Below are 23,410 nucleotides of genomic sequence, written 5' to 3' on the forward strand. Positions count from 1 at the left end.
TATCAGAGCGGCGGGCCCGCCGTCAAAGCGCGAGGAGCCCGACGGCCACACGCGGTCCCCTCACGCCGCAAGAAGGCGCGACAGGCGGCCGGAACCATCGGCAAGGCTTGCGACGACGTCGAAATGGTGCGCGCCGGCGATCTCCGAAGCCGTGATGCGGGCGCCGAGGCCCGCCCAGCCGGACGCCAGCGCATGCGTCTGCCGGCGCAGCTCGGGCAGCTCGTCGGCCCCCACCACCGCCTCGATGCGGCAGTCATGGACGGGCTCGAGGAGCACCGGGCTTTCGGCGCGCGCCTCGGCGGCATCGATGCGCAGGACATCGTTCATCCGCGTACGCCGGATCGGGCGAAGATCCGACAGGCCGCTGATCGGCACGACGAGGTCGATCCGCGACAGGATGGGCGGCGGCAAGGGCGAGTCGCTGGCGATCATGCGCGCGACGAGATGGCCGCCCGCCGAATGCCCGACGAGGCGGATCGGGCCGTCCGTCATTGCGCTGGCGTGGACGATGGCTCGCGCCACGTCCTCGCCGATCTCGGCGATGCGCGCTTCGGGCGCCAGCCGATAGCTCGGCACGGCGACGAGATAGCCGTTGTCGCGGCTGCCGCGTGCGAGATGCGACCAGACCGACTTGTCGAGCGCCTTCCAGTAGCCGCCGTGGACGAAGACCACGAGCCCCGCGGGCTTCTCGCGGTCCGGGCGGAAGAGATCCAGCCGTTGCCGAGCGTTCGGTCCGTAGGGGATGTCGAGCTCGGCGCGCCCCCGCGCCAGCGCCGTCTCGCGGAAGGCGGCGGCAAGCTTGGGAAACTGGGCGATGAGATCGGCGGAGCCCGGCACCGCCGCCGAGTTGTCGTAGGCGGCGTCGAAGTCGGCGACGGGCGTCCAGGCGGTCATCTCGGCTCTCCGGTCTCGGATCGGGCGGCAAGGCCCGTTCGGTCAGTCGACGAAGGCGCGTTCCACGACATAGGTGCCGGGGTTGGCGTTGGAGCCCTCCACGAGCCCGAAGCGCTCGCACATGGCGGCGGTGTCCTTCAGCATGGCCATGGAGCCGCAGATCATCGCGCGGTCCTCGGCCGGGTCGATCGGGGGAACCCCGAGATCGGTGAAGAGCTTGCCGGTCTCCATCAGCGTCGTGATGCGCTCGCCCTTGTGCTCGCCCTCGCGGGTGGCTGAGCCATGGTAGAGGAGCTTGCCCTGGCTGATCTCGGCGAGGATCTCGTCCGTCTTCAGCGCCTCGACGAGTTCCTCGCCGTAGTGCAATTCGGCGAGCGTGCGCGTCGTGTGGGTCAGGATGACCTGATCGAACTTCTCGTAGGTCTCCGGGTCGCGGATCGTGCCGGCGAAGGGCGCGATGCCGGTGCCGGTCGAGAACAGGTAGAGCCGCTTGCCGGGCAGAAGCGCGTCGAGCACCAGGGTGCCCGTCGGCTTCTTGCGCATCAGCACCGTGTCGCCGGGGCGGATCTTCTGCAGGTGCTCGGTGAGCGGGCCGTCCGGCACCTTGATGGAGAAGAACTCCAGCTCCTCGTCCCAGGAGGGGCTGGCGATCGAATAGGCGCGGAACACCGGCTTCTCGGCGTTGGGCAGGCCGATCATCGCGAACTCGCCGGTGCGGAAGCGGAAGCTCGCCGGGCGTGTCATGCGAAACTTGAAGAGACTGTCGGTGTAGTGCTTCACCTCCGTCACGGTCTCGGCGAAGACGTTGGCGGGAATGGGAAAGCTCGGCGCGCCGGAAGCCTGGGCCGCGGTTTCGGCGGTGACAGTCATGATCGGGCCTTTGGCTGGAGAGGTCTGGAAACTGCTCGGCAGATAGAGCCTCGCACGGCGCCGCAAAAGACCCGCGCGAGGCTATGTCACCCCGTTTGCACGATGGGCGCGGCGCCCGGAAGGGACGAAATTCTCAAACCGTGACGACGCGCGGAATTTTCGCCGCCGTACCGAAGACGCGGCGATAGCGCTCGATGTCCTCCGGTGTCCCCGTCGCCTTGGCCGGATTGTCCGATAGCTTCACGGCCGGGCGCCCGTTCGCCTCCATCACCTTGCAGACGAGCGAGATCGGGTGGAGACCGAAGTTCTCCTCCGGCGCCACGCCCCGGAAGTCGTTGGTGAGATTGGTGCCCCAGCCGAAGCTCATGCGAACGCGCCCGTCGAAGTGGCGATACGTCTCCTCGATCGTGTCGATGTCCATGCCGTCGGAGAAGACGAGAAGCTTCTCGCGCGGATCGATCCCCTTGGAGCGCCACCAGGCCATGATCGCCTCGCCGCCCTCGATCGGGGGCGCGGAATCGGGGCGGAAGCCCGTCCAGTCTCCCACCCAGTCCGGCGCGCGCTCGAGGAACGAGGCGGTGCCGAAGGCGTCCGGCAGGACGACGAGCAGATTGCCCCCGTACCAGCTCTGCCATTCCTCCAGAACCTGATAGGGCGCCTCGCGAAGTTCGGCGTCGGTCTCGGTCAGCGCGGCCGCCACCATGGGAAGCTCATGCGCGTTGGTGCCGATCGCCTCGAGATCGGCTTCCATGGCGAGGAGCACGTTGGACGAGCCGATGAAGCGGGAGCCGAGCTTTTCCTTCAGCGCCTCCACGCACCAGCGCTGCCACAGGAAGGAGTGGCGGCGGCGCGTGCCGAAGTCGGAGATGCGGATGGCCGGCAGCTTGTCGAGCCGCTCCACCTTCTCCCACATCTTGGCCTTGGCGCGGGCATAGAGGACGTCGAGTTCGAAGCGGCGATAGCTCTTCATGGCCGAGCGCGAGCGCAGCTCGTTGATGATCGCGAGCGCGGGGATTTCCCACATCATCGTGTCGGTCCAGCGGCCGCGGAACATCAGCTCGTACTGGCCGTCGCGCTTGGCGAGCTCGTAGGGCGGAAGCTGGAAGGTCTTCAGCCACTCCAGAAAGGCCGGACGGAAGATCTGCCGCTCGCCATAGAAGGTGTTGCCGGCCAGCCAGATCATCTCGCGCTTGGAGAAGCGTATGGTCCGGGCATGATCGAGCTGGGCGCGCAGTTCGCCCTCGTCGATCTCGTCGGCGACGCGCACGGTCTTCGTGCGGTTGATCATGCGGAAGGTGACGTCGGTGTCGCCGTGCAGCCCCCAGATCAGCTGCAGCATCAGGAGCTTGTAGAAGTCCGTGTCGAGCAGCGAACGGACAATGGGGTCGAGCTTGAACGTGTGGTTCCAGACCCGGGTGGCGATGTCGATGGCGACCATGATTCGTCGATGCGTCCGCTGGCGGTCGTGAACGCAAAGACCCTTAGCCGAACGGATGCCGGCAACACAAATCCTGGTCGCCAGCATGACGCGCGGCTTCCCGCTCGACGCGATAGGGATGCAAGCCGGGTCGCCATCCCCTCGCCCGATTTGCGGTCGACCCCTTTCGCCTCGATGCGAGAGGGGAACGCGTGATGAGGCTGAACGTGACGACGGCCGCTCTGGGCCTGGCGGTGCTGGGCCTTTGCGCCTCGCAGGCACGGGCGGAGTTCCGGATCGGCCTTCCCGTCGCATGCACGATCGGCGAGGACTGCTTCGTGCAGCAATGGCAGGACATGGACGGAGGTCCCGGTGCCGCCGATCCGTTCTGCGGCATGGCGGCCTATGACGGGCACGACGGGCTCGACATTCGTCTTCGCTCGATGGCCGACGTCGCCCGCGGCGTGGCCGTGGTCGCGCCGGCCGCCGGCACCGTGAAGGGCGTGCGCGACTCGATGCCGGATCGTCTCCTCGGCCCCACCCAGCAGTCGCGCGACACCGTGAAGGGGGTCGAGTGCGGCAACGGCACGGTCATCGACAACGGCGACGGCTGGGAAACGCAGGTCTGCCACCTCCGGCGCGGGAGCGTGGTGGTGAAGACCGGGGACCGGGTCGAGGCCGGGACGAAGCTCGGCGAAATCGGCGCTTCGGGCGCCGCCGAGTTTCCCCATGTCCATCTGTCGGTGCGCCGGAACGGCGAGAAGATCGATCCGGCGACGGGTCATGCCGTCGGCTCCGGCTGTTCCACCGGGCCTGCCTTCGCCGGCACCCTCTTCGAGCCGGGCGCCGTCGCAGCGCTGTCGAAGGGCGCGACGGCCGTCCTCGGCCTTGGGCTTGCGGGTGGGCCGGTGGACTACAGCCGGCTCGTGATCGAAGGCGCGCCGCCGACGCCGCCGGCGGGCGGCGACGCTTCGATCGTCTGGGCGTGGGTGACGAACCTGCGGAAGGGCGACACCCTCGCCTTCCGCATGACCGCGCCGGACGGCACGACGTTCTTCGAAGGGTCGAGCACCCCCCTGGAGCGCAACCAGGCCGTTTATTCCGGCTTTGCCGGCCGCAAGCGCCCCCTTGCGCCCGGCCTCTGGACCGTCTCGGTGGAGGTGGTCCGCGACGGCGAAGCGGTGATCTCGCAGCGCCGCGAGATCGCCGTCGCCGGTTGAGCCGTCAGTCGACGGCCAGGCGCTCGATCCGCTCTCCAGACCCGGCGCGGCGCAGGCCGACATCGGCCAGCAGGCGCTGATCGAGATGTGACACGGCGTCGATCGCGGAGCGACGGCGGCGGCGGGTGGCGAGAATGCGGGTCAGACGATTGAGCATGATGGCCTCCGTTTGCAGGTGAGGACCTTCTGCCTTCCCACCGTTTCGCCGTGACGACGCGTTCGTGTCGCTTTCGTTTCGACAGACCTGCGGTCTTGATGCATCCTCGGCCCGGCACAACAGCCGGGGGGAACGGGCCATGTCCGCGCAACGCTTACCGAAGGCCGGCCGCGTCGGCGTCCTGACGCTCCTGCTGCTGCAGACAGCGGCGGCCTTCGCTGCGTCGCCGGCGCCCGTGGCGGCCGAGAACGGCATGGTGGTGACGGCCCAGCGGCTGGCGAGCGAGGTCGGCGTCGCCGTGCTGAAGGCCGGCGGCAACGCAGTGGATGCGGCAGTCGGCGTCGGCTACGCGCTTGCCGTCACCTATCCCACCGCCGGCAATCTCGGCGGCGGCGGTTTCATGACCATCCGCCTGAAGGACGGTCGCTCCACCTTCATCGACTTTCGCGAACGCGCGCCGGGCCGAGCGAGCCGCGACATGTATCTCGACAAGGACGGCAATCCGGTGGAGGGGCTGTCCACGAAAGGCTATCTCGCCGTCGGCGTGCCCGGTTCGGTCGCCGGCTTCGAGTATGCGCGCGAGCATTACGGCACGCGGGAGCGTCCCGATCTCATCGCCCCGGCGATCCGGCTCGCGTCGGAAGGCTTCGTTCTTGCCCCCGGCGATGTCGCAAGCTTCACCAAAGGCAACGCTGCGCTCGCCAAGGATCCGGCGGCAGCGGCGATTTTCCTGAAGCCCAGCGGCGTTCCCTTCGCCGTCGGCGAGCGGCTGGTGCAGGCGGACCTGGCGGGCGTCCTGCGCACCATCTCCGAGCGTGGGCCGGACGGCTTCTACAGGGGTCCCGCCGCGCGGGCGATCGTCGAGGCCTCCAAGGCCAACGGCGGCATCCTCGAGGCCTCGGATTTCGAGACCTACAAGGTGCGGGAACTCACGCCCGTGCGCTGCGACTACAAGGGCTACGAGATCGTCTCCTCGCCGCCGCCGAGTTCGGGCGGCGTCATCATCTGCGAGATCCTGAACATCCTGAAGGCCTACCCGATCGCCTATACCGGCTTCGGTTCGGCAGAGACCGTGCACCTGATGGCCGAGGCGATGCGCCACGCCTATGTCGATCGCAACTCGGCGCTGGGTGATCCGGACTTCGTCGCGAACCCGGTCGACAAGCTCCTGTCGGAAGAGCACGCCGCCGCCATCCGCGTGCAGATCGATCCGAACCGGGCGGGCGTCTCGGCCGATCTGAAGCCTGCCGGCATGGGCGAGAGCCACGAGACCACGCACTATTCGATCGTCGACCGGGACGGAAACGCCGTCGCCGTGACCTACACGCTGAACGGCTCGTTCGGCGCCCGGGTCGTGGCCCCCGGCACCGGCGTCCTCCTCAACAACGAGATGGACGACTTCACCCAGAAGCCGGGCGTGCCCAACCTCTACGGCCTTGTGCAGGGCACGGCCAACGCGATCGAGCCCGGCAAGTCGCCGCTGTCCTCCATGAGCCCGACCGTGGTGTCGAAGGACGGCGAGCCGCTGATGGTGATCGGCAGCCCCGGCGGCTCGCGCATCATCACGATCACGCTGGAAGCCATCCTCAACGTCATCGAGCACGGGATGGACATCCAGGAGGCGATCGACGCGCCGCGCATCCACCACCAGTGGCAGCCCGACCGCATCACGATCGAGCCGCACGCCCTGTCGCCGGACACGATCGCGCTTCTGTCCGCCAAGGGGCACACCGTCGCCGAGGACCCGAACTGGCCGGTGTGGGGCGAGGCGGCCGGCATCCTGATCGGCGGCCCGAGCCTTGCGGACCGTGATCCAAGCCGTCCCGAGCGTTTCTTCGGCGCGATCGACAGCCGGGCGACGGCAGGCGCCGCGATCGGCTACTGATCCGCGACGGGCAATGGCGAAGCGATCCCGCTTCGCCGACGCGCTTCAGGACCCGCGCGAACCGCAGCCGACGGGGTCGGCGGCTCCGAGCTTGCGCACGGCGTCGGTCGCCCCCTCGCTGCGCACGCCGGCCAGCACCCAGCCCGCGGCGACGGCGAGAACGACATAGCCGAGCAGTTCGGCCGTTTCCTCGAGAAAGGTGCCGAGATAGGCGACGCCGCCAAGGCTGGGCGCCCCGTCCAGGGCGGCGCCGATCCCCACGAACGACGCAGCAACGACGAAGGGCCAGCCGTGTCCGCTCAGCCCATAGGACAGGAACGACCGCCAGTAGCGATGCCGGAGGACAGCGTAGGGAAGCACGAGCGCGGCCACGACCGCCGCTTCGTGCCAGCGGAACGTTTCGGAAGCCAGGTACTGCGTGACCGGACCGACGGGCGGCAGTTCGAGTTCCCGAAGCAGGAACACGAGATACAAGAGCGTGGCGAGGAACGCGGCCATGCGCTCGGGACCGCGCAGGTTCAGGGCGGCCGCACCGGAAAACACGGCGGCGGCGAGCAGCACGACCTCCTGCGCCCACTCCAGGGGACCGTTCTCGCTGGACGCCAGTTCGAGGCCCAGCCAGTGGGGCGTCATCAGCGAGCAGGCAAACACAAGGCACAGGACGCCCGCCAGAAGCCTGGCGAACCCCTTCGAAAATTCGAGATGGATCATAAGGTCCCCGCATTAACGGCGTCACCCTATGATCCAAAGCGCGGACTGTCATCCAGAATGACGATTTGATGAAAGAGAGCGTCGGGTTCCCGCTCCATCGCGATCAAGCCGCGATCCCGCAACGGTCTGCTGCAATGCAGCCATGCATTTTTTGCACTACAGCATTCCCGCTGCGACGCATACATTCCTCCCAACAGAGCAACGGACGAGGCGCCTTCGGGAAGCCGGACCGACGCTCCAGAGTTTCGCCTCGGCCAACCTCCTCCCAAAGGCCGTAGCGGATCGAAGCCCGCGATCCTCCCTCGCTGGCTTTACCCATGACGCCCTGCCGGTCCTCCCCCGGCGGGGCGTTCTGCGTTTCGAGGCCCGGTCATGCACCGGGTGCAGAGCCGAACGACCCGACGAATAAGGGGAGGAACCGGCACGGCCCCTCCCCCACGTCGTTCCCCCGGCTTGGCAGGTGCTCAGGCGAGCCTGGACTTGGCTCCGTCCGCGAGGCTGCTGAGAATCATGGCGCAGGATGTCGCGCCGGCGTCGAGCACACCGCGCGAGCGCTCGCCGAGCCGGCTGGCGCGACCGATCTTCGCCACGAGGTCGATCGTGGAATCACGCCCCGCGTCGGCAGCCTTCACCAGCGCGTCCAGCGCCTCGGCGAAGGACTGGCCCCCGTTCGTCGCCGCATCGAAGGCTTCCACCGCCGGCACGAACGTGTCGAGAAGCGTCTTGTCGCCGACCTGCGCCGATCCGATCGACTGCACGCCCTCCAGTCCCTTGTGGAGCATGACGGAGAACAGCGCGGCGTCGATCCGCTCCCGGCCTTCGATCGCCTCAGAGAACTCGGTGAAGGTCATGCCGTAGAGCGGCCCCATTGAGCCGCCGATCTCGCCCATCAGGACGTCGCCCAAAAGCGCCATCGCTTCGGAGAGCGACACGTCGCGGCCATGGATCCGCTCGGCCGCCATGCCGAAGCCCTTGGCCATGTTCACGCCGTGATCGCCGTCGCCGATCTTGCCGTCGATCTCGGAGAGATAGGCCTTGTTCTCGACGATCCGCGCCGCCATCGCCTCGATGATCGCGCCGCCGCCGGCATTCGGAAAGCTCTGCATCGAACCGGTCTCCCGTCAGCCGTGGAAGCCGGGCGCACGCGCCTCGGCGTCCAGAAGGCGCTTCAATTCGTCGTCGAGGGCGAGGACGGTCAGAGTCGCGCCGACCATCTCCAGCGAGGTGAAGTAGTTGCCGACATAGGTGCGGTAGACCGAAAGGCCGCGGGCTGCGATCTCGTCCTCGATCGTGTCGTTGAGGATGTAGAGCTCGTTCAGCGGCGTCGCGCCGAGGCCCGAGACGAGGACGGCGACCTCGGTACCGGCCGCGAGATCGTGATCGTCGAGGACGATCGTCGCCATGTCGCGCGCCACCTCGGCGGCGGTCTTCAGGGGCTCGACGCGGATGCCCGGCTCGCCATGGTGGCCGATGCCGACTTCCATCGTGCCGGGCTCGATCTGGAAGTTCGGATGGCCGACGGCCGGCAGGGTGCAGGGCCCGAGGCCGACGCCGATCGAGCGGCAGTTGTCGATCGCCCTCTGTGCCGTGGCGCGCACCTCTTCGAGGCTCGCACCCTCGGCCGCCTTGGCGCCGCCGATCTTCCACATGAAGATCTCGCCGGCCACGCCCCGGCGCTTCTCGCGCTCGGCCGGCGGCGCCGAGCAGACGTCGTCGTTGGCGACCACGACCGCGACCTCGATCCCGTCCTTGGACGCCAATTTCTGCGCCATCTTCACGTTCATGTTGTCGCCGGCATAATTGCCGTAGAGGCAGACGACCCCGGCACCGCCGTTGGCATGCTTGATCGCGTCGTGGAAGCTTTTGGCGGTCGGCGACGAAAAGAGTTCGCCGACGGCCACCGCGTCGACCAGCCCCTTGCCGGTATAGCCGATGAAGGCGGGCTCGTGACCCGAGCCGCCACCGGTGACGACGCCGACGCGCCCTTGGCGAGGGGCGTGCGTCGAGACGACCACGCGCCGGTTCGTCTCCGACAAGCGCACGAGATCGCGATGGGCCTTCACGAAGCCGCGGACGGTGTCATCCACCACATTGTCGGGATCGTTGATGAAACGCTGCATGGGGTGGTCCGTCCTGGAAAGGAGAAGCTGGAAAGGGACGCGTCAGAGGATCGTGTAGCCGCCGTCGACCACGAGGTCGGCGCCGTTCACCATGGCCGCGGCATCCGAGGCGAGGAAGACGGCCGCCGCCGCGATCTCCTCCGGATAGGCGAAGCGGCCGGTCGGGATGCGGCGCTTGGCGGCCTCGCCCTTTTCGCCGGCCCAGGCGGCCTTGCCGAGTTCGGTGAGCACCACGGTCGGCGAGATCGTGTTGGCGGTGATGCCGTGACGGCCCCATTCCGCGGCGAGCGTCTTGGTGAGGCCGATCACGCCGAACTTCGAGGCGCAGTAGGCGACATGCTCCTCGATCGCGACCGTGCCCGCCTGCGAGGCGAGGTTGACGATCCGCCCGCCCTGGCCGGCCGCGATCATGCGCTTGCCGGCAGCCTGGGAGATGAGGAACGTGCCCTTGAGGTTGATCGCGATCGTGCGGTCCCACTGGTCGAGCGTCAGGCTCTCGGCCGGCGCGAGCGCCACGATGCCGGCGCTGTTGACCACGATGTCGATCGCGCCGAACGCGCCTTCCGCCGCCGAAACGGCTTCCTCGACGGAGGCGGGATCGGCGACGTCGCAGCGGAAGGCGCGGGCGTCCGTGAGTTCGCGTGCCGTCGCCTCGGCAGCCTGAAGGTTGTTGTCGAGAAGCGCGACGCGCGCGCCCTTCCGGCTGAGCGCCCGCGCGATGGCCTGGCCGATGCCCGAGCCGCCGCCCGTGACGAGCGCGACCTTGGTCGCCAGCGAGAAGTCGAGATCGATGGAAGGGGCGTCGCTCAACGGACCGGCTCCGAGCTTTTGGGAAGGGATAGAGATCGACGGCGGCCGAAAATCCGGCCGCCGCCGTCGGGCGCCTACTGGCGCGACTTCAGGAGCTCGTCCGCGTTGGCGGTCGTCACCGGCGTCCAGGGCACGAGGTAGTTCTTGGCCTTGCCGTCTTCCCACGCCATGGAGGGATACTGCTTCCAGATCGGCGACTGCGGCTCGTAGTCCGCCTTCACCGCCTTGATGGCGATGTCGAGCGCGCCTTGCGCCTGGGCGTTGGCGTCCTGCAGGATCGAGGCCATCTCGCCCGCCTTCACGGCGTTGATCGCGTCGGTCACGCCGTCGATGCCGGCGATCGCGAAGTCGTTGACGTTGAGACCGGCGGCCTTGATCGCCTCGATCGCGCCGAGCGCCATCTCGTCGTTCTGGCCGATCACGCCGTTGATCTGGCCGGGATGCGAGGTCAGCCAGTTCTCCATCAGGGTCTGGGCCTCGGCGCGCGACCAGTTGCCGGTCTGCTTCTCCAGGACCTTCACGTCCGGGCAGGCGGCGAGCGCCTTCTCGTTGCCCTCGAGGCGCTGGATCTGGCCGCTTTGGCCGATCGGACCTTCGATGATGACGAGGTTGCCCTTGCAGCCCATCTTGTCGAGCACGGCCTTGCCCTCGAGCTCGCCCGCCTCGACGTCGTTGGAGCCGACATAGGCGGTGAGAAGCTCGGAATTGACGCGGGCGTTGGAGCCGACGACCGGAATGCCGGCGTCGACCGCCGCCTGCACCGGGGCGGCGCCCGCCTCGATGTCCATCGGCACGAAGATGATCGCGTCGTACTGCTGCGTGATCATCGTGTTGAACTGTTCCTGCTGGACCAGCGCGTCGTAGCGGCCGTCGAACACGGTCACCTCGACCTCGCCTTTCTGGACGGCCGGGTGCTTCTGCAGAGCGGCGGTCCAGATCTGCATGAACTCGGCATTGAGGCCGTAGACGGTCGCGCCGATCTTCAGCTTCTCCTGCGCGAGCGCCGGGGCCGAAAGGGCGGTGGCAAGGCCGAGGGCCAGCAATAGGGTCTTCATCGAAGTCTCCTCCCGTGTGGAACTTGGCGAAGCGACGCCGGAATGGCGGCGCTTCCTTCGGCCCGGCCTTTTGGCTGGGCGGAATTCAATAGCGGTCAGCCGGCGTGGCTGCGCTTCTGGTCCAGCATCACCGCGCCCACGATCAGGGCGCCCTTGAGGATCTGCTGGTAGTAGGACTGGATGCCCATGAGATCGAGGCCGTTGTTCATCACCCCGATGATGAGCGCGCCGATCAGGGTTCCGGTGACGCGCCCGACGCCGCCCGACAACGAGGTGCCGCCGATGACCACCGCCGCGATGGCGTCGAGCTCGTAGGCGACGCCCGCCTGCGGCAGCGCCGAGCCGGTGCGCGCCGAAAGGATCATGCCCGCAAGACCCGCGAGGCCGCCCGAGATGACGTAGACCATGAAACGGATGCGGGCGACGTTGATGCCCGACGTCTTGGCGGCATGCGGGTTGCCGCCGACGGCGTAGATGTAGCGGCCGAAGCGCGTGGACGAGAGCAGCCACCAGGACACCGCGAACACGGCGGCGAGGATGATGACGGGAAGCGGCACGCCGAGAACGTTGCCGGTGCCGATCCAGCGGAACTCGGGGATGAGGCCCGGCACCGGACGCCCGCCGCCGTAGATCAGCGTCATGCCGCGGGCAGCCGACAGCATGCCGAGCGTCGCCACGAAGGCCGGCACGTTGAAGCGCGAGACGATGAAGCCGACGATGGCGCCGGACAGCACGCCGACGCCGATGCCGATCGCGAGCGCCAGCACCATCGGATACGGGCCGCCCGCGACGCTGGCGTTCGCTGTCGTCGTCACGAAGCTCGCGCTGACGATGCCCGCCAGCGCCACGACCGAACCGACCGACAGGTCGATGCCGCGCGTCAGGATGACGAAGGTCATGCCGATGGCGAGAATGCCGTTGATCGACGTCTGCAGCAGGACGTTGGAGATGTTGCCGGCGGTCAGGAAATAGGGGCTGGACACGGCCAGCACGCCGACGAGGATCAGGAAGGCGATGAAGATGCCGTATTCCTGGATCAGGAGCCGCCGGCGCTCGGCGCCCGCGCTCGGATCGGCGGCTTTTGCGTTGATGTCGGTCACGGGAACGGTTCCCCCAATGGGCTGCGCAAGCTTCGGCTACGGCTCAGCGGATTCAGGTCGAGAGGTGGACGAGCGACTGGGCGCTGGCCTCGCCGCGCGGAAGGATGCCGGCCGAACGGCCGCCCCGCATGACCATGACGCGGTCGGACAGGCCCAGAACCTCGTCGATCTCCGAGGAGATCATCGCCACCGTGCCGCCCGCTGCGGCGAACTCGCAGATGATGCGGTAGATCTCGCGCTTGGCGCCGACATCGACGCCGCGCGTCGGCTCGTCCAGGAGCAGCACACGTGGGCTGCGCAGGAACCACTTGCCAAGCACCACCTTCTGCTGGTTTCCGCCCGACAGGCCGGACACCGGCATCGTGTCGCGCGCGGCCTTGATGCCGAAGCGCTCGATCATCGCCTGCGCCGCCGAGGCCTCCTCGCGACCGCGCATGGCGAAGGCCGGGCTCATCTCGGGCAGGCTCGCCAACGCGATGTTGCCGCGCACCGAATCGTGAAGGTTGAGCCCCGTCTGCTTGCGGTCTTCGGTGACGAAGGCGATGCCTTGCGCCATCGCGTCGGACGGGCGGTGGACCTCGATCGCTTCCCCGTCGAGCGCGATGCGGCCGACAGCCTTCGCGTCGAGCCCGAACAGCGCGTCGAAGATTTCCGTGCGCCCCGAGCCCATCAGCCCATAGATGCCGAAAATCTCGCCCTTGCGCACGTCGAACGAGATGTCCTGGATGCGACCGGGGCTGGCGAGCCCCTCAACCGACAGGCCGACCGTGTCGGAGGGCGTGTTGGTCTTGATATATTCCTCGCCGAGCTCGCGCCCGACGATCATCCGGATCAGGCCCGGCCGGTCGGTCTCGGCGAGCTTGCCGCTCGACACGTAGGCGCCGTCGCGGAACACGGTGTAGCTGTCGGCGATCTGGAAGATCTCGGACAGGCGGTGCGAGACGTAGACGATGCCCCGCCCTTGCGCCTTCAGGCGCTGGATCGCCGAGAACAGGTGCTGGGCCTCGCGCTCGCCGATGGCCGAGGTCGGCTCGTCCATGAAGATCACTTCGGCGTCGTGGCTGAGGGCCTTGGCGATCTCCACCAGCTGCATCTGCGCGACCGACAGCGTCGCCATCGCCTGACGCGCGTCGATGCTGAAGCCGAGGTCGTCGAGGAGCGACTGGGCCTGTCGGTTCATGGTGCGGAAGTCGATGCCGCCGAAACGGCCGGACGGCTCGCGGCCGAGATAGATGTTTTCGGCGACGCTCATGTGCGGAACCGGGCTGAGTTCCTGCTCGATGATGGCAATGCCGGCCTTCAGAGCATCGGCCGGGCTGGAGAAGTCGACCGGCTGGCCGTTGCGCCAGATCGTCCCACCGTCGCGCTTCTGGATGCCCATCACGATGGTGAGGAAGGTGGACTTGCCCGCACCGTTGCCACCGCACAGGGCATGCACCGAGCCGGCTTCCAGCTCGAAGCGCCCGTCGCGCAGTGCGGCGACACCGCCGAAGGACTTGCGCAGCCCTTCCACCTTCAAAAGCGGACCCGTCATCGATCGTCCTCCCGGAGCCTCGTCATGAAGCTCCCCACCGACTCCCATCGGCGGATCATTTCGACAATATTCAAGATGATTCCGACAAATGTCAACGGTCCGGGCGGACGAGTGGGTGTCGAGAGTTCACGTCGCTGGCACCCCGCGTGCCGCCCTCCTTGCCGAATCGAACCCACGCTCCGACTATGTCGTCATGACCCGCATCACCGCCGCCGAGTTCGTGGACATCCTTCGCATCGTCTCCGCGAGGATCGACGAAGCACGCGAGCACCTCGGCGAGCTCGACGGGGCGATCGGGGATGCGGACCACGGGCGCACTATGTCCGAAGGGTTCGCGGCCGTGGTTCGCGACGCGCAGGATGCGGCGGCGCGGGGCACGGGCGCTTCCGACCTCCTGCCCATCGCCGCCCGATCCTTCCTCGATGCCGTCGGGGCGACGGCCGGGCCGCTCTATGCCGGCGGCTTTCAGGAGGCCGGACGGCGGCTGTCCGGCCGGACGGAATTCGCCGATGCCGACATTCTCGTCTTCCTCGCAGGTCTCGGCGACGGCATCGCCGGACGCGGCAAGGCGGTGCCGGGCGACAAGACCATGATGGACGCGTTCGGGCCGGCGATGCGCGCCGCGGCCGCATCCGAGGCGGCGGGCGAGAGCACGGCCGCAGCCCTGCGCGCGGCAGCGCTCGGTGCCGCCGAGGGACGCGAGGCGACGCGCACCATGGTCGCCTCGAAGGGCCGGGCGGCTCGACTCGGTACACGGAGCCTCGGCCACGTGGATCCTGGCGCCGCATCGGCAGCGGTTCTCGTCGATGCGCTGCGCGAGGCCTTCGAGGCGCTTCTGGCGCGTCGCGGCGGAGGCCGCTGATGGCGCGCTCCTCCCCACGCGCCGCGGGCGAGCCGGCGATCCCGCTGCGCTTCGGCGACGATGCCCTTCTCTGGGCATCCTGGCTGTATCACGAGGAGGGGATGACGCAGGGCGACATCGCGGCCGAGATGGGTATCTCGCGGGCCTCGGTGAACGCCTATCTGGCCGAGGCGCGCACGCGCGGCCTCGTCACGATCGAGATCGAGCCGAGGCAGTTCCGCGCGCTGACGCTCGCCGAGGCGCTGCGAACGCGGTTCGACCTCGAAGACTGCCTCGTGGTGCCGACATCGGGCGGCGAGCGCTCGCTCACCGCTCGCCTCGGCGCCGCGGGCGCGCAAGCCCTCGCCCGCTTCGTGCGTTCGGGCGACACCGTCGCCGTCACCTGGGGTCGCACCGTTCTGGCGCTGGCCGAGGCGCTCGAAGTGTCACCGTTGAGCGATCTGCGGGTGGTGCAGGCGACCGGCGGCACGACGGCCAAGATTCCCTGGACGCCGGAAGCCTGCGCCTCGCGCCTGGCCGAGGCCCTGGGGGGCCGCTGCATTCCTCTTTCCGCTCCCGCCATCGTCTCGGGTCCGGCGATGCGCGACATGCTGCTCGCCGAACCCGTTCTCGCCGAACAGATGGCGGTCCTCGGCGAGGCCGGGCGCATCCTCTTCGGCATCTCGTCCCTGCGCCCCGAGAGCACCATTCACACGAGCGGCTTCCTCGAAGGCCCCGAGCGTCACGATTACGAAGCGGTGGCGATCGGCTCGATCGCGGGTCGGTTCATCGCGGCCTCCGGAGCGCCCGTGCCTGGCCCCCTCGACGGGCGCACGATCGGGATCGATCTCGCCGCCCTGCGTGCGGTGCCCCAGCGCATCGCCGTGGCCGGCGGACCGGACAAGGTCGCGGCGATCCTCGGCGCCTTGCGCGGCGGCTTCGCAAGCGTTCTCGTCACCGACACCCAGACCGGCTGGGGCATCCTGACCGCCGACGGATGGACGGAGCCGCCGCGCCGCACGACGAGCCCGGCGCCGGCGCCTTTGGTCCGCACCCACACCAAGAAGCTTCTGAACACGCCGCGCGCCGCGGTGGACGAGGCCCTCGAGGGCGCGGTCGCCGCCCATGCCGACCTGATCGCCGCCGTGCCCGGTGCGCCGCGCGCGATCCGGTCCATCCGGAGCCCGCGTCCCGGAAAGGTCGGGCTCGTGGTCGGCGGCGGCGCAGGCCACGAGCCCGCCTTCTGGGGCTATGTCGGGCCGGGCCTTGCCGATGCTGCGGTGGTCGGCAACCTCTTCGCGGCCCCGCCGCCCGGACCGATCCTTGCCGCCACCCGCGCCGTGCATGCCGGCGCGGGCGTCCTGTACGTCTTCGGCAACTTCTCCGGCGACGTGATGAACTTCGAGATGGCGGCCGAGGAGCTGACGATCGAAGGGATCGCGACCCGCTCGGTGGTGACGATCGACGATGTCGCCTCCGCCCCCCCGGACGCCGTCGGCTCGCGTCGCGGGGTCGCCGGCAACGTCTTCGTGTTCAAGATCGCCGGGGCCGCCGCCGACCGGATGATGTCGCTGGAGGACTGCGAAGCCGTCACGCGGCGTGCGGCGGCGCGCACCTTCTCGATGGGCGTCGCGTTGGAGCCCGGCACGATGCCGGAGACGCGGCGGCCGAGCTTCGCGCTCGGTCCCGCCGACATGGAGATTGGGGTCGGCGTCCATGGCGAGCCCGGCGTCTCGCGCGAGCCCTTGGCGAGCGCCGACACGGTGGCCGATCTGCTGCTCGATCGCCTGTTCTCCGAGATGCGACTTCAGCCGGGCGACAGAGTGGCCGTCCTCGTCAACTCGCTCGGCGGCACGCCGGCGATGGAGCTCTACGTCGTCCATCGTCGCATCGCCCAGCGGCTGCGGGCGCGGCGCATCGAGGTCGTCGGGGCCTGGGTCGGCCCCTACTACACCTCGCTCGACATGGCGGGCGTCTCCGTTTCCCTGCTCCATGTGGACGACGAGCTGCTGGAACTCCTGCGCCATCCCTGCCGCAGCCCGGCGCTGACGATGGCACCCTGAACCATAAAATCCGGCAGGGCTCGAACCAATCGTCGCCTAACGACTTGTATGCTCCGAAAGCGGACGAACCGCTCGCCTCTCGAGGAGCCAATGACCATGGATAGCAATCGTTTCGAAGGCGCCGCCAAGGAACTGGGCGGCAAGGTGCAGGGCGCGCTGGGCGATACGTTGGGCTCCGACCGCGATTCCGCCGAGGGCCGTCGCCGGGAAATCGAAGGCGCCGCGCAGAATCTTTATGGCCAGGGCCGCGACGCGCTGCGCGAGGCGCGGCACGACGCGACCAAATATGCCACGGATCTCTACGAGAACGCCGGGGTCTATGCCGACCAGAGCACCCGCGCGGTACGCCGCACCGTCCATGACAACCCGCTGTCCTCGCTGCTCGTCGCCGGTGCCGTCGGCTTCGTGCTGGGTCTTCTCGCCCGCGACCGCGACTGACCGCCGGCGTTACGGTCTGCAACCTTCCGCGTGACCATGACGGGCGCGCGGAAGGCTTTCCGTGCGCGAAGGTCTACTCGGCGGCGGAGCGGAACCCCTCGACTCCCTTGTGATCGGGGTTGAGCCGGGCGAGCGCCTGCTTGGCCGTCTCGCCGGGATATTCGGTGTCGATATACACCGCGCGCCCGTCCAGCGACTTGTTGACGAGGATGATCGTGTCGAGCACCTCGGTGAAGGTCGCGCGCTTGTCCTCCGGCCCCGCGATCAGAAGCTGCAGGCCCATATCGCGGAAGAAGCGCAGCAGCGCCTGCGTGTTCGGCACGTCCAGCTTGTTGAAGGCCTCGTCGAAGAGCGCGAGCCCCATGCCGACCGGCCGCCCGGCGATGTGTCCGGGGAAGTAGGCGAGCGCCAGCGATGCCGCGATCGCGACGTAGAACGGCACCTGCGCCTCACCGCCCGAGCCCTTCATGGCGCGCGAGGAGAGCGTCGTGCGGTTGCCGTCCGCATCGCTCATCACGATCTCGAACGTATAGTATTGCCGGTAGTCGGCGAGGAGCGCGGCGTCCTCGGCGCCCTCGATCATCGCCTCGACCTCGCTCATCGAGGTGTCGAACGCCTCGTCCGTCAGCTGGCCCTCGACCGCACGCCGGGCGAGGTCGTGCATGCCCTCGAACCGGCCGTTGACGGCATAGGAGAAGGCATAGGTCTGGCCGGTGAAGCGGTGACGCTTGAGGAGGCGGTTGATGCCCGCCAGGCGATAACCGACTCGAGCCAGCTTCTCCGACAGGCGGGCCAGGAGGTCTTCGCGCATCATCCGGCGCATTTCCGCCGCCGCCTTGATGCAGGCGTCGCGGTGGCCGCGCAGCTCGTGCGTCTCGAGGCGCGACGCCTCCGCCAGCACCCAGGCGAGCGCCGACGCCATGGTCTCGCCGTCGAAGGCGGGAACCGGCGCACTCCAGCGGCCGGCATATTCGGTGAGCTCGCGCAGTGCCGAGAGCTGATCGCGCCGAGCGGCGCCCTCGGCGGCTTCCGCCGCCTGCTCCGCCTCGTTTCGCGCCGAGGCCAGCCACGCGGCCGCATCGCGCCGTTCCGCCTCCGCTGCCGCGATCTCGGCGCGCAACGCGGCGCATTCCGCCGCGAGCGTACGGGGCGCTTCGTCACCGACGCGGGTGAGGCTCAGGAGTTCGGTCGTCGCCTCCGTGGCGAGAATGCCCCAGGCCCGCCGGCGCCTGGTATGGGCAGCCCGGTGCCGCTCGGCCGCCATGTCGCCGCGCGCCTTGAGATTGGCCACGGTCTGGCGCAGCGCCTCGACCTTGGGCTCGACCTCCTCGGCGAGCTCCGTGGCATAGGCGTCGCGCTCCCCCCGGATGTCCTCGATCTCGGCCTTCAGGGTGGCCGCCTCCCCCTCCTCCAGGGCGCGGCGATCGCGCAGGAGTTCGTCGCCGCGCTGGCGCACGCCCATGGCGCGCCGTTCCAGCTCGGCCGGGCCTGCCTCCGGCGACAGGGCGGCAAGCACGGGACCGAGCGCGCGGGCGCCCTCGCGCGCCTCGCGAAGTCGAGCGCGGGCTTCGGCGAGTTCGGCCTCCAGTCGGGCGCGCTCCGCTTCGAGCCCCGCGCCCTCGTTCAATGACCCGCTGCGCCCGAACAGGAGGTCGCCGAGATCGCGCTGGACCGACAGGCCCATGCCCGATGAGGTCTTGCCGTTGCGCATGACGCCGCGCTCCAGCCTGTCGAGTTCGGCGTCGGTCTCCGCCTTGCGGAAGGCGCCGATGCGCACGGCAAGGAACGCGCGCGCGTGCGGGTCGTCGGTGGCGAGGGCTTCGAGAATGCTGCCCACGGGGGCACGCGCGTTGATGCCCCGCGTCGCCGATGTCTTGACGAGCGTGCAACCGGCAAAGGCGTTGCGGTCCCGCCACATCAGGTCGAAAGCTTGGCTTAAGCGCGCCGGCTCGACGATCAGCGCCTCCCGGCCGCGGCCGAGCAGGGCCTCGGCGGCGTATTGCCAGCTCGGGTCCACGATATCCACGAGGTCGCAGAGCGGCACGGCGGGGATGCCGGCCGCCTGCAGCTGCGCCAGAAGCCGCGATGCCTCGCGCGACAGGACGCCGCCTGCGCCCTTCGGCCTCGAGAGCGCCCCGCGCAGGCGCTCCAGTTCGCCCTCCAAGGCGTGGGCACGCGCGCCGAGCCGCTCGGTCGCGGCGTCCAGCGCCGCCTCGAAGCCGTCCGCCCGGCGGGCCGTCGCCAACAGGTCCTCCAGCCGGTCGCCCTTGCCGCGCGCATGGTCGAGAAAACTGTCGCCGTCGCGCACCAGCGTGAGCGCCTCGGCCGCCGCGCGGCCCGCCTCCACCGCGCCGGCCGGCAGGTCGCCCGCGTGGCGCAGCACGAGGCGCGCCAGGGTGCCGAGGCCGGTCGCGATGCGGCCCCAGCCCTGCTCGATCTCGCGGATGTCGCGCTCGTTGTGCCGGGTCTCGGCCGCGATCTCGCGCAGGCGGCCCTCGCCCCCGGCCGCCGCCAGCCGGGCGCTCTTGTCGCGGATCTCCTCGTCCCACGAGCGGATCCACTCGCGCCGCGTCGAAAGCACGCCCTGCTCCAGCGCGAGTTCCGCCTCGCGCTCTCGCAGGGCCCGGCGGATCGACAACGCCTCCTGGCCCGTACGCCGCGCCTGAAGGGCGCCCGCACGCCAACGGCCGAGATCGCCGGCCAGCCGCTCGCGGCCCCACCCGAGGAACTTGGCCGAGATACGCGAGACGTGCCGGTGCTTGGCCTCGGCCTCCTCGATCAGCCCTTCCAACTCGCGCCAGGTGGCAATGGAGGCGCGCACGCGCTCCACGTCGAGCGGGTCGGGCTCCAGAACGAAATCGCGCACGAAGACGGTCGGATCGAAGATCGGGCGGAAGGCCAGCGCGTTGGAGAAGGCGCGCAGGAAGTGGCGCGCGTTGGGGGCGGACGCCGGTCCGCGCATGGCGGTGAGCATCTCGGCCGTGAACTTTTCGGCCGACGCCTTGTATTCGGAAAAGGCCGGGCAGCTCTCGCGCAGGTCGCGGGCGATGTCGGCCCATGGCTTCACGGTCTCGACGCCGCCTTCGCTCTTGCGCACCGCTTCCAGCGAGAAGGCGTGGCCCGGCGCGATGAAGCGGGACAGGATCTCCTCGCGCGCCTCGCCGTGGCGCGCGGCCATGGCGATGCCGACGGCGATCGGCTCGCCCGTCTGGTCATTGGCGAAGGTGAGCACCAGCAGCGTCTCGCAGGACTGGCGCAGCGGCCGGCCGTTCTCCGCCGGGTCGCCCGTCATGCCGAGGCAATATTCCAGCACCGAACGCGAGGAGCGCCCCGACGCGCTGGCGTTGAGGTTCAGCCGGTTCTGGCTGGCGCCGGTGATGACGGTCTGGATCGCGTCCTGGATCGAGGTCTTGCCGGCGCCCGTCGGCCCGATCAGCGCGGCCTCGCCCCGGATGTCGATGTCCTTGGCGTCGATCAGGTACCAGTTGGAAAGCGAGATCCGCCTGAGACTATACATTCGGCTCGTCCCCGGGCGCTTCGGTAGCGATGGTTGCGGCTCCCGATGGAAGGGCCGCCGGGGCCCCCGCCCACAGGATCAGCTCCTTCACATAGGAATCGGGCACGAGGATGCCGATGCCCGGCAGGATGGTCACGGGGGTGACGCGCCGGACCCGATCCCGCTCGCCGAGCCGCACCGCGCCATGGCGGGCGAAACCGCGCAGGATGTCGAGAAGCCGCGCCTCCTCGGGCGGAGCGGCTTGCGCAACGCCCGCGATGCGGTCGACGAGATCGTCGGTTGTGGCGTCGACGACGCCGGCATCCCCCGCCTCGTGCGCCCGCAACGCCTCCTCCCAGATCAGCCGGAGCGCCAGGAGCACGACGGTCTCGTCCTTGCGCAGGCGCTCGAACAGCCCGTCGTAGCGAGGGCCCTCCGTCGGCACCGCGAGCGCCACCATCTGGTCGCGCGGCGACACAACGAGGCGATAGCCGAGAGAGCCGAAATAGCGCTCGAAGAACGTCGGATAGGCGCGCACGAGGTCGTAGGAGCGTCCGATGTTGGGCGTATGCGAGTAGACGCACTGACGCGTCATCATCACCTGCAGCGCGCGGGTCATCTCCTCCGCGGACGGGCGCTTGCCGGCGATATGGCCGCCCGCCCAGTCGCCCTCCACGATGTCGCGGAACTCGTCGGTCTCAGGCGGCATCGACTTGGGCTCCTGGCCGGCGGCGGATCACGAAGTCCTGGCAGGCGATCCAGCGGTTGGCGCAGCGGTCTTCCAGAAACTCGATCTCGTAGCGCTTCGACAGCAGGCCGCCGAAGATCGAGGGCAGTTCGCGCAGGCGCTGGAAGGCGACGAAATCGTCCACCGAGGAGAGCGTCACGTCGCGCGCCCGGACTTCCGACCGCCCCGCAAGCACGCGCTCGACATAGGCGGACAGCACCGGCGCGGTGACGCGGGTGCGGCGCACGTATTCGTCCTTGGCGCGGGCATAGAGCACGGCGGCGGGGTCGGGCGGCAGGTCGCGCAAGGGAACCGCGGCGACCGGCGGCTTGTCGCGCCGGGGCGCCGGCACATGCGGCGGCCCGAGCGGCAGGATGCGCGGCAGGAGCACGGGCGCGACCGCGACCTCGCCCTCTTCGGTCCTCGCCGCGACCAGCCGCAGCGCCTCCACGAGGTCGGAGGTGGAGCCCCCCGCGATGCGGTCCATGTGGCGCGCGGCGTTGACCATGCGCCGCTCGATGCGCGCCACCGTCGCGTTGATGGAATCCAGGTGCCGCTCGGCCGCCTCGAAGACGTGGACGATGCGCGAGAGCTCCTCGCGGATCTCCTCCTCGCCGTCGCGCCCCGGGGCCACCCGCCCCTCGCGCCCGTAGGCCACGCCGAGCGTCGAAAGCAGGGCCCGGTTCTCGATCATCTCGGTCGCCTGCCGGATGATGGCGGTGCGGAACCGGAACGGGTTGTCCACCGTCTGCAGCGTCTTGAAGTCGCGGATCAGGTGGCGCTCGACGAAGTCGCCGAAGAACTGGCGAAAGATAGCGCGCAGCGAGGGCTGGCGCAGGATGCGCTCCTCGGCCTGTCGAAGCGACACGGCGACGGTGCGCATGTGCCCCATGAAATCCTCGGCGCCGCGCAGGGCGTTGCGCAGGGCCTCGGACCGCTCGTCCGGATGGGCGGCCGCCCCTTCGAGGCCGCTCAGGACCTCCAGCACCGCCCCGCCATAAGAGCGCGTCTCGCCGCGCTCGATGCGCGAGAGGAGATGCAGGAGGCCGGCCGCCTCCGGATCGAGATCGACGACGCGCAGATAGCGGTCGCGATGCTCCACCATCCAGCCGGTTTCGACCAGTCGGTCGTAGAGGGCGCGCGCGCGCTCCTCGGGCTTTCCGGCCGGCAGGTCCTCCTCGCCCTCGAACTCGCGTGCCGCCAGGAACGCCTCGATGGCGCGCAAGATGTCGGCGCGACGCGGCGCCTCGGCGGAGGGCTCGAACGTCTCGTGGAAGATATGGAGAAGGAGGTCGGAGTAGAGCCGCTTCGCCGGGGCCGCCAGGGGCTTGAAGAGGTCCGGCGGCAGGACGTCGAAGAGCGGCATTCCGATCCGGGCTCAAGTTGAACGGGATGGGCGCGGCGCGCCGAAGAACCGGCCTCTCGCCGGGCAGGACCTTGCGCGGACCTGTTGATCAGCTCTTAACCGTCCATGCGCGCCGGATCAACCGGCAGGCACGATCAGGTCGGCCCGGCCTTGCCGCGTGCCGCCTTGCCGCGGTCGAGGCCGAGCAGGCGGCGCGCCCCGGGCTGCCCGGCGAGACGCAGGAAGATCTGTCCAAGTTCGGGTTCCTGAACGAGGTCGGCCGCCTCCATCACGCTGAACCAGCGACGCTCGCGCTGGCCCTTTTCCTTCCAGTTCTTCAGGATCTTGTCGACGCGCAGCAGAAACACGTCCACCTGGGCGAACCGCGTCTCGGTGCGCCCGCGTTGCCAGTAGGCATAGCGCCCGATCGACACGGACAGGAGCTTGCCCTTCACGCCGGCTTCCTCGCGCGCCTCGACACCGGCCGCCGCATCGTCGGCGAGACCGTCCATTGGCCAGCCCTTGGGAATGATCCAGCGCCGCGTCTCGCGCGAGGTGACGAGAAGCACCTCCACCGTCCCGTCCTCGCGCAGGCGCGCGGGCAGCGCGGCGATCTGGTCGCGCGGCCCCGATCCCTCGGGTTCGGCATCGGGTTGCAGGATGGCGGTCTGGTTCATGGCCTCCTCCGGCTCGGGCGCATCAGCCAAAACCTTAAGGCGGCAGGCTC

20 protein-coding genes are annotated in these 23,410 nt (G+C 69.3%); 5 read left to right on the forward strand and 15 right to left on the reverse strand.

What is annotated here, in order from left to right; genetic code table 11:
* Window positions 1-60 precede the first annotated feature (60 nt).
* From AUL34_RS02405 to pncB, 3 genes are all read right to left on the reverse strand, one after another.
* Window positions 61-894: an alpha/beta hydrolase gene (locus AUL34_RS02405; protein WP_061930669.1), complete on the reverse strand. Its 834-nt coding sequence runs from the start codon at window positions 892-894 to the stop codon at window positions 61-63.
* 42 nt (window positions 895-936) lie between these two features.
* On the reverse strand, window positions 937-1,764 hold the full coding sequence (locus AUL34_RS02410) for a ferredoxin--NADP reductase (protein WP_061930672.1): 828 nt from the start codon (window positions 1,762-1,764) through the stop codon (window positions 937-939).
* A 133-nt stretch (window positions 1,765-1,897) separates the two neighbouring features.
* A complete protein-coding gene (pncB, locus tag AUL34_RS02415; RefSeq protein WP_061930675.1) occupies window positions 1,898-3,202 on the reverse strand; it encodes a nicotinate phosphoribosyltransferase in 1,305 nt (434 codons plus the stop codon).
* Between the two features lie 194 nt (window positions 3,203-3,396).
* Between pncB and AUL34_RS02420 the strand changes: the two genes are divergently transcribed.
* Window positions 3,397-4,401, forward strand: coding sequence for a M23 family metallopeptidase (locus AUL34_RS02420; protein ID WP_061930678.1), 1,005 nt, complete (start codon window positions 3,397-3,399; stop codon window positions 4,399-4,401).
* A 4-nt stretch (window positions 4,402-4,405) separates the two neighbouring features.
* Here AUL34_RS02420 and AUL34_RS22120 read toward each other — a convergent pair whose 3' ends face one another.
* Entirely contained in the window at window positions 4,406-4,558 is a 153-nt protein-coding gene (locus AUL34_RS22120) for a hypothetical protein (RefSeq protein WP_156420748.1), read from the reverse strand.
* Between the two features lie 139 nt (window positions 4,559-4,697).
* Between AUL34_RS22120 and ggt the strand changes: the two genes are divergently transcribed.
* Window positions 4,698-6,443 (forward strand): gamma-glutamyltransferase, encoded by a 1,746-nt coding sequence (ggt, locus tag AUL34_RS02425; RefSeq protein ID WP_082653109.1) that lies wholly within the window; start codon window positions 4,698-4,700, stop codon window positions 6,441-6,443.
* A 45-nt stretch (window positions 6,444-6,488) separates the two neighbouring features.
* On the opposite strand, the gene AUL34_RS02430 is transcribed toward ggt, so the two are convergent.
* The 7 genes from AUL34_RS02430 to AUL34_RS02460 form a co-directional block, all read right to left on the reverse strand.
* Entirely contained in the window at window positions 6,489-7,154 is a 666-nt protein-coding gene (locus AUL34_RS02430; protein ID WP_061930681.1) for a hypothetical protein, read from the reverse strand.
* Between the two features lie 464 nt (window positions 7,155-7,618).
* Complete coding sequence (gene dhaL / locus AUL34_RS02435) at window positions 7,619-8,260, reverse strand: dihydroxyacetone kinase subunit DhaL (RefSeq protein WP_061930684.1); 642 nt, start codon at window positions 8,258-8,260, stop codon at window positions 7,619-7,621.
* Between the two features lie 15 nt (window positions 8,261-8,275).
* Window positions 8,276-9,274 carry a dihydroxyacetone kinase subunit DhaK gene (locus AUL34_RS02440; protein ID WP_061930688.1) on the reverse strand — a complete coding sequence of 333 codons (999 nt, stop codon included), beginning with the start codon at window positions 9,272-9,274 and terminating at the stop codon, window positions 8,276-8,278.
* Between the two features lie 42 nt (window positions 9,275-9,316).
* Entirely contained in the window at window positions 9,317-10,084 is a 768-nt protein-coding gene (locus AUL34_RS02445; RefSeq protein WP_061930690.1) for an SDR family oxidoreductase, read from the reverse strand.
* 74 nt (window positions 10,085-10,158) lie between these two features.
* Complete coding sequence (locus tag AUL34_RS02450) at window positions 10,159-11,139, reverse strand: substrate-binding domain-containing protein (protein ID WP_061930693.1); 981 nt, start codon at window positions 11,137-11,139, stop codon at window positions 10,159-10,161.
* 95 nt (window positions 11,140-11,234) lie between these two features.
* Window positions 11,235-12,239 carry an ABC transporter permease gene (locus tag AUL34_RS02455; protein WP_061930695.1) on the reverse strand — a complete coding sequence of 335 codons (1,005 nt, stop codon included), beginning with the start codon at window positions 12,237-12,239 and terminating at the stop codon, window positions 11,235-11,237.
* Between the two features lie 52 nt (window positions 12,240-12,291).
* Window positions 12,292-13,773: a sugar ABC transporter ATP-binding protein gene (locus tag AUL34_RS02460; protein ID WP_061930697.1), complete on the reverse strand. Its 1,482-nt coding sequence runs from the start codon at window positions 13,771-13,773 to the stop codon at window positions 12,292-12,294.
* 115 nt (window positions 13,774-13,888) lie between these two features.
* On the opposite strand from AUL34_RS02460, the gene dhaL (AUL34_RS02465) reads away from it, so the two are divergent.
* The 3 genes from dhaL (AUL34_RS02465) (at window position 13,889) to AUL34_RS02475 (ending at window position 17,115) form a co-directional block, all read left to right on the forward strand.
* On the forward strand, window positions 13,889-14,635 hold the full coding sequence (gene dhaL / locus AUL34_RS02465; protein ID WP_244492416.1) for a dihydroxyacetone kinase subunit DhaL: 747 nt from the start codon (window positions 13,889-13,891) through the stop codon (window positions 14,633-14,635).
* Entirely contained in the window at window positions 14,635-16,677 is a 2,043-nt protein-coding gene (locus AUL34_RS21775; RefSeq protein WP_082653111.1) for a bifunctional sugar-binding transcriptional regulator/dihydroxyacetone kinase subunit DhaK, read from the forward strand. The genes dhaL (AUL34_RS02465) and AUL34_RS21775 overlap by 1 nt, the downstream gene beginning before the upstream one ends.
* 96 nt (window positions 16,678-16,773) lie before the next feature.
* Window positions 16,774-17,115 carry a CsbD family protein gene (locus tag AUL34_RS02475; protein ID WP_061930728.1) on the forward strand — a complete coding sequence of 114 codons (342 nt, stop codon included), beginning with the start codon at window positions 16,774-16,776 and terminating at the stop codon, window positions 17,113-17,115.
* A gap of 73 nt (window positions 17,116-17,188) precedes the next feature.
* Here AUL34_RS02475 and AUL34_RS02480 read toward each other — a convergent pair whose 3' ends face one another.
* The 4 genes from AUL34_RS02480 to AUL34_RS02495 form a co-directional block, all read right to left on the reverse strand.
* A complete protein-coding gene (locus AUL34_RS02480; RefSeq protein WP_061930703.1) occupies window positions 17,189-20,632 on the reverse strand; it encodes an SbcC/MukB-like Walker B domain-containing protein in 3,444 nt (1,147 codons plus the stop codon).
* Entirely contained in the window at window positions 20,625-21,320 is a 696-nt protein-coding gene (locus tag AUL34_RS02485) for a DUF4194 domain-containing protein (protein ID WP_082653112.1), read from the reverse strand. Before AUL34_RS02485 ends, AUL34_RS02480 begins: the two co-directional genes overlap by 8 nt.
* Window positions 21,310-22,704 carry a Wadjet anti-phage system protein JetA family protein gene (locus AUL34_RS02490; protein WP_061930706.1) on the reverse strand — a complete coding sequence of 465 codons (1,395 nt, stop codon included), beginning with the start codon at window positions 22,702-22,704 and terminating at the stop codon, window positions 21,310-21,312. Before AUL34_RS02490 ends, AUL34_RS02485 begins: the two co-directional genes overlap by 11 nt.
* Window positions 22,705-22,838: 134 nt before the next feature.
* On the reverse strand, window positions 22,839-23,360 hold the full coding sequence (locus AUL34_RS02495; RefSeq protein WP_082653113.1) for an NUDIX hydrolase: 522 nt from the start codon (window positions 23,358-23,360) through the stop codon (window positions 22,839-22,841).
* Window positions 23,361-23,410 lie beyond the last annotated feature (50 nt).

The sequence above is a fragment of the Aureimonas sp. AU22 genome (genome assembly GCF_001463745.1).
Classification (GTDB): Bacteria; Pseudomonadota; Alphaproteobacteria; order Rhizobiales; family Rhizobiaceae; genus Aureimonas.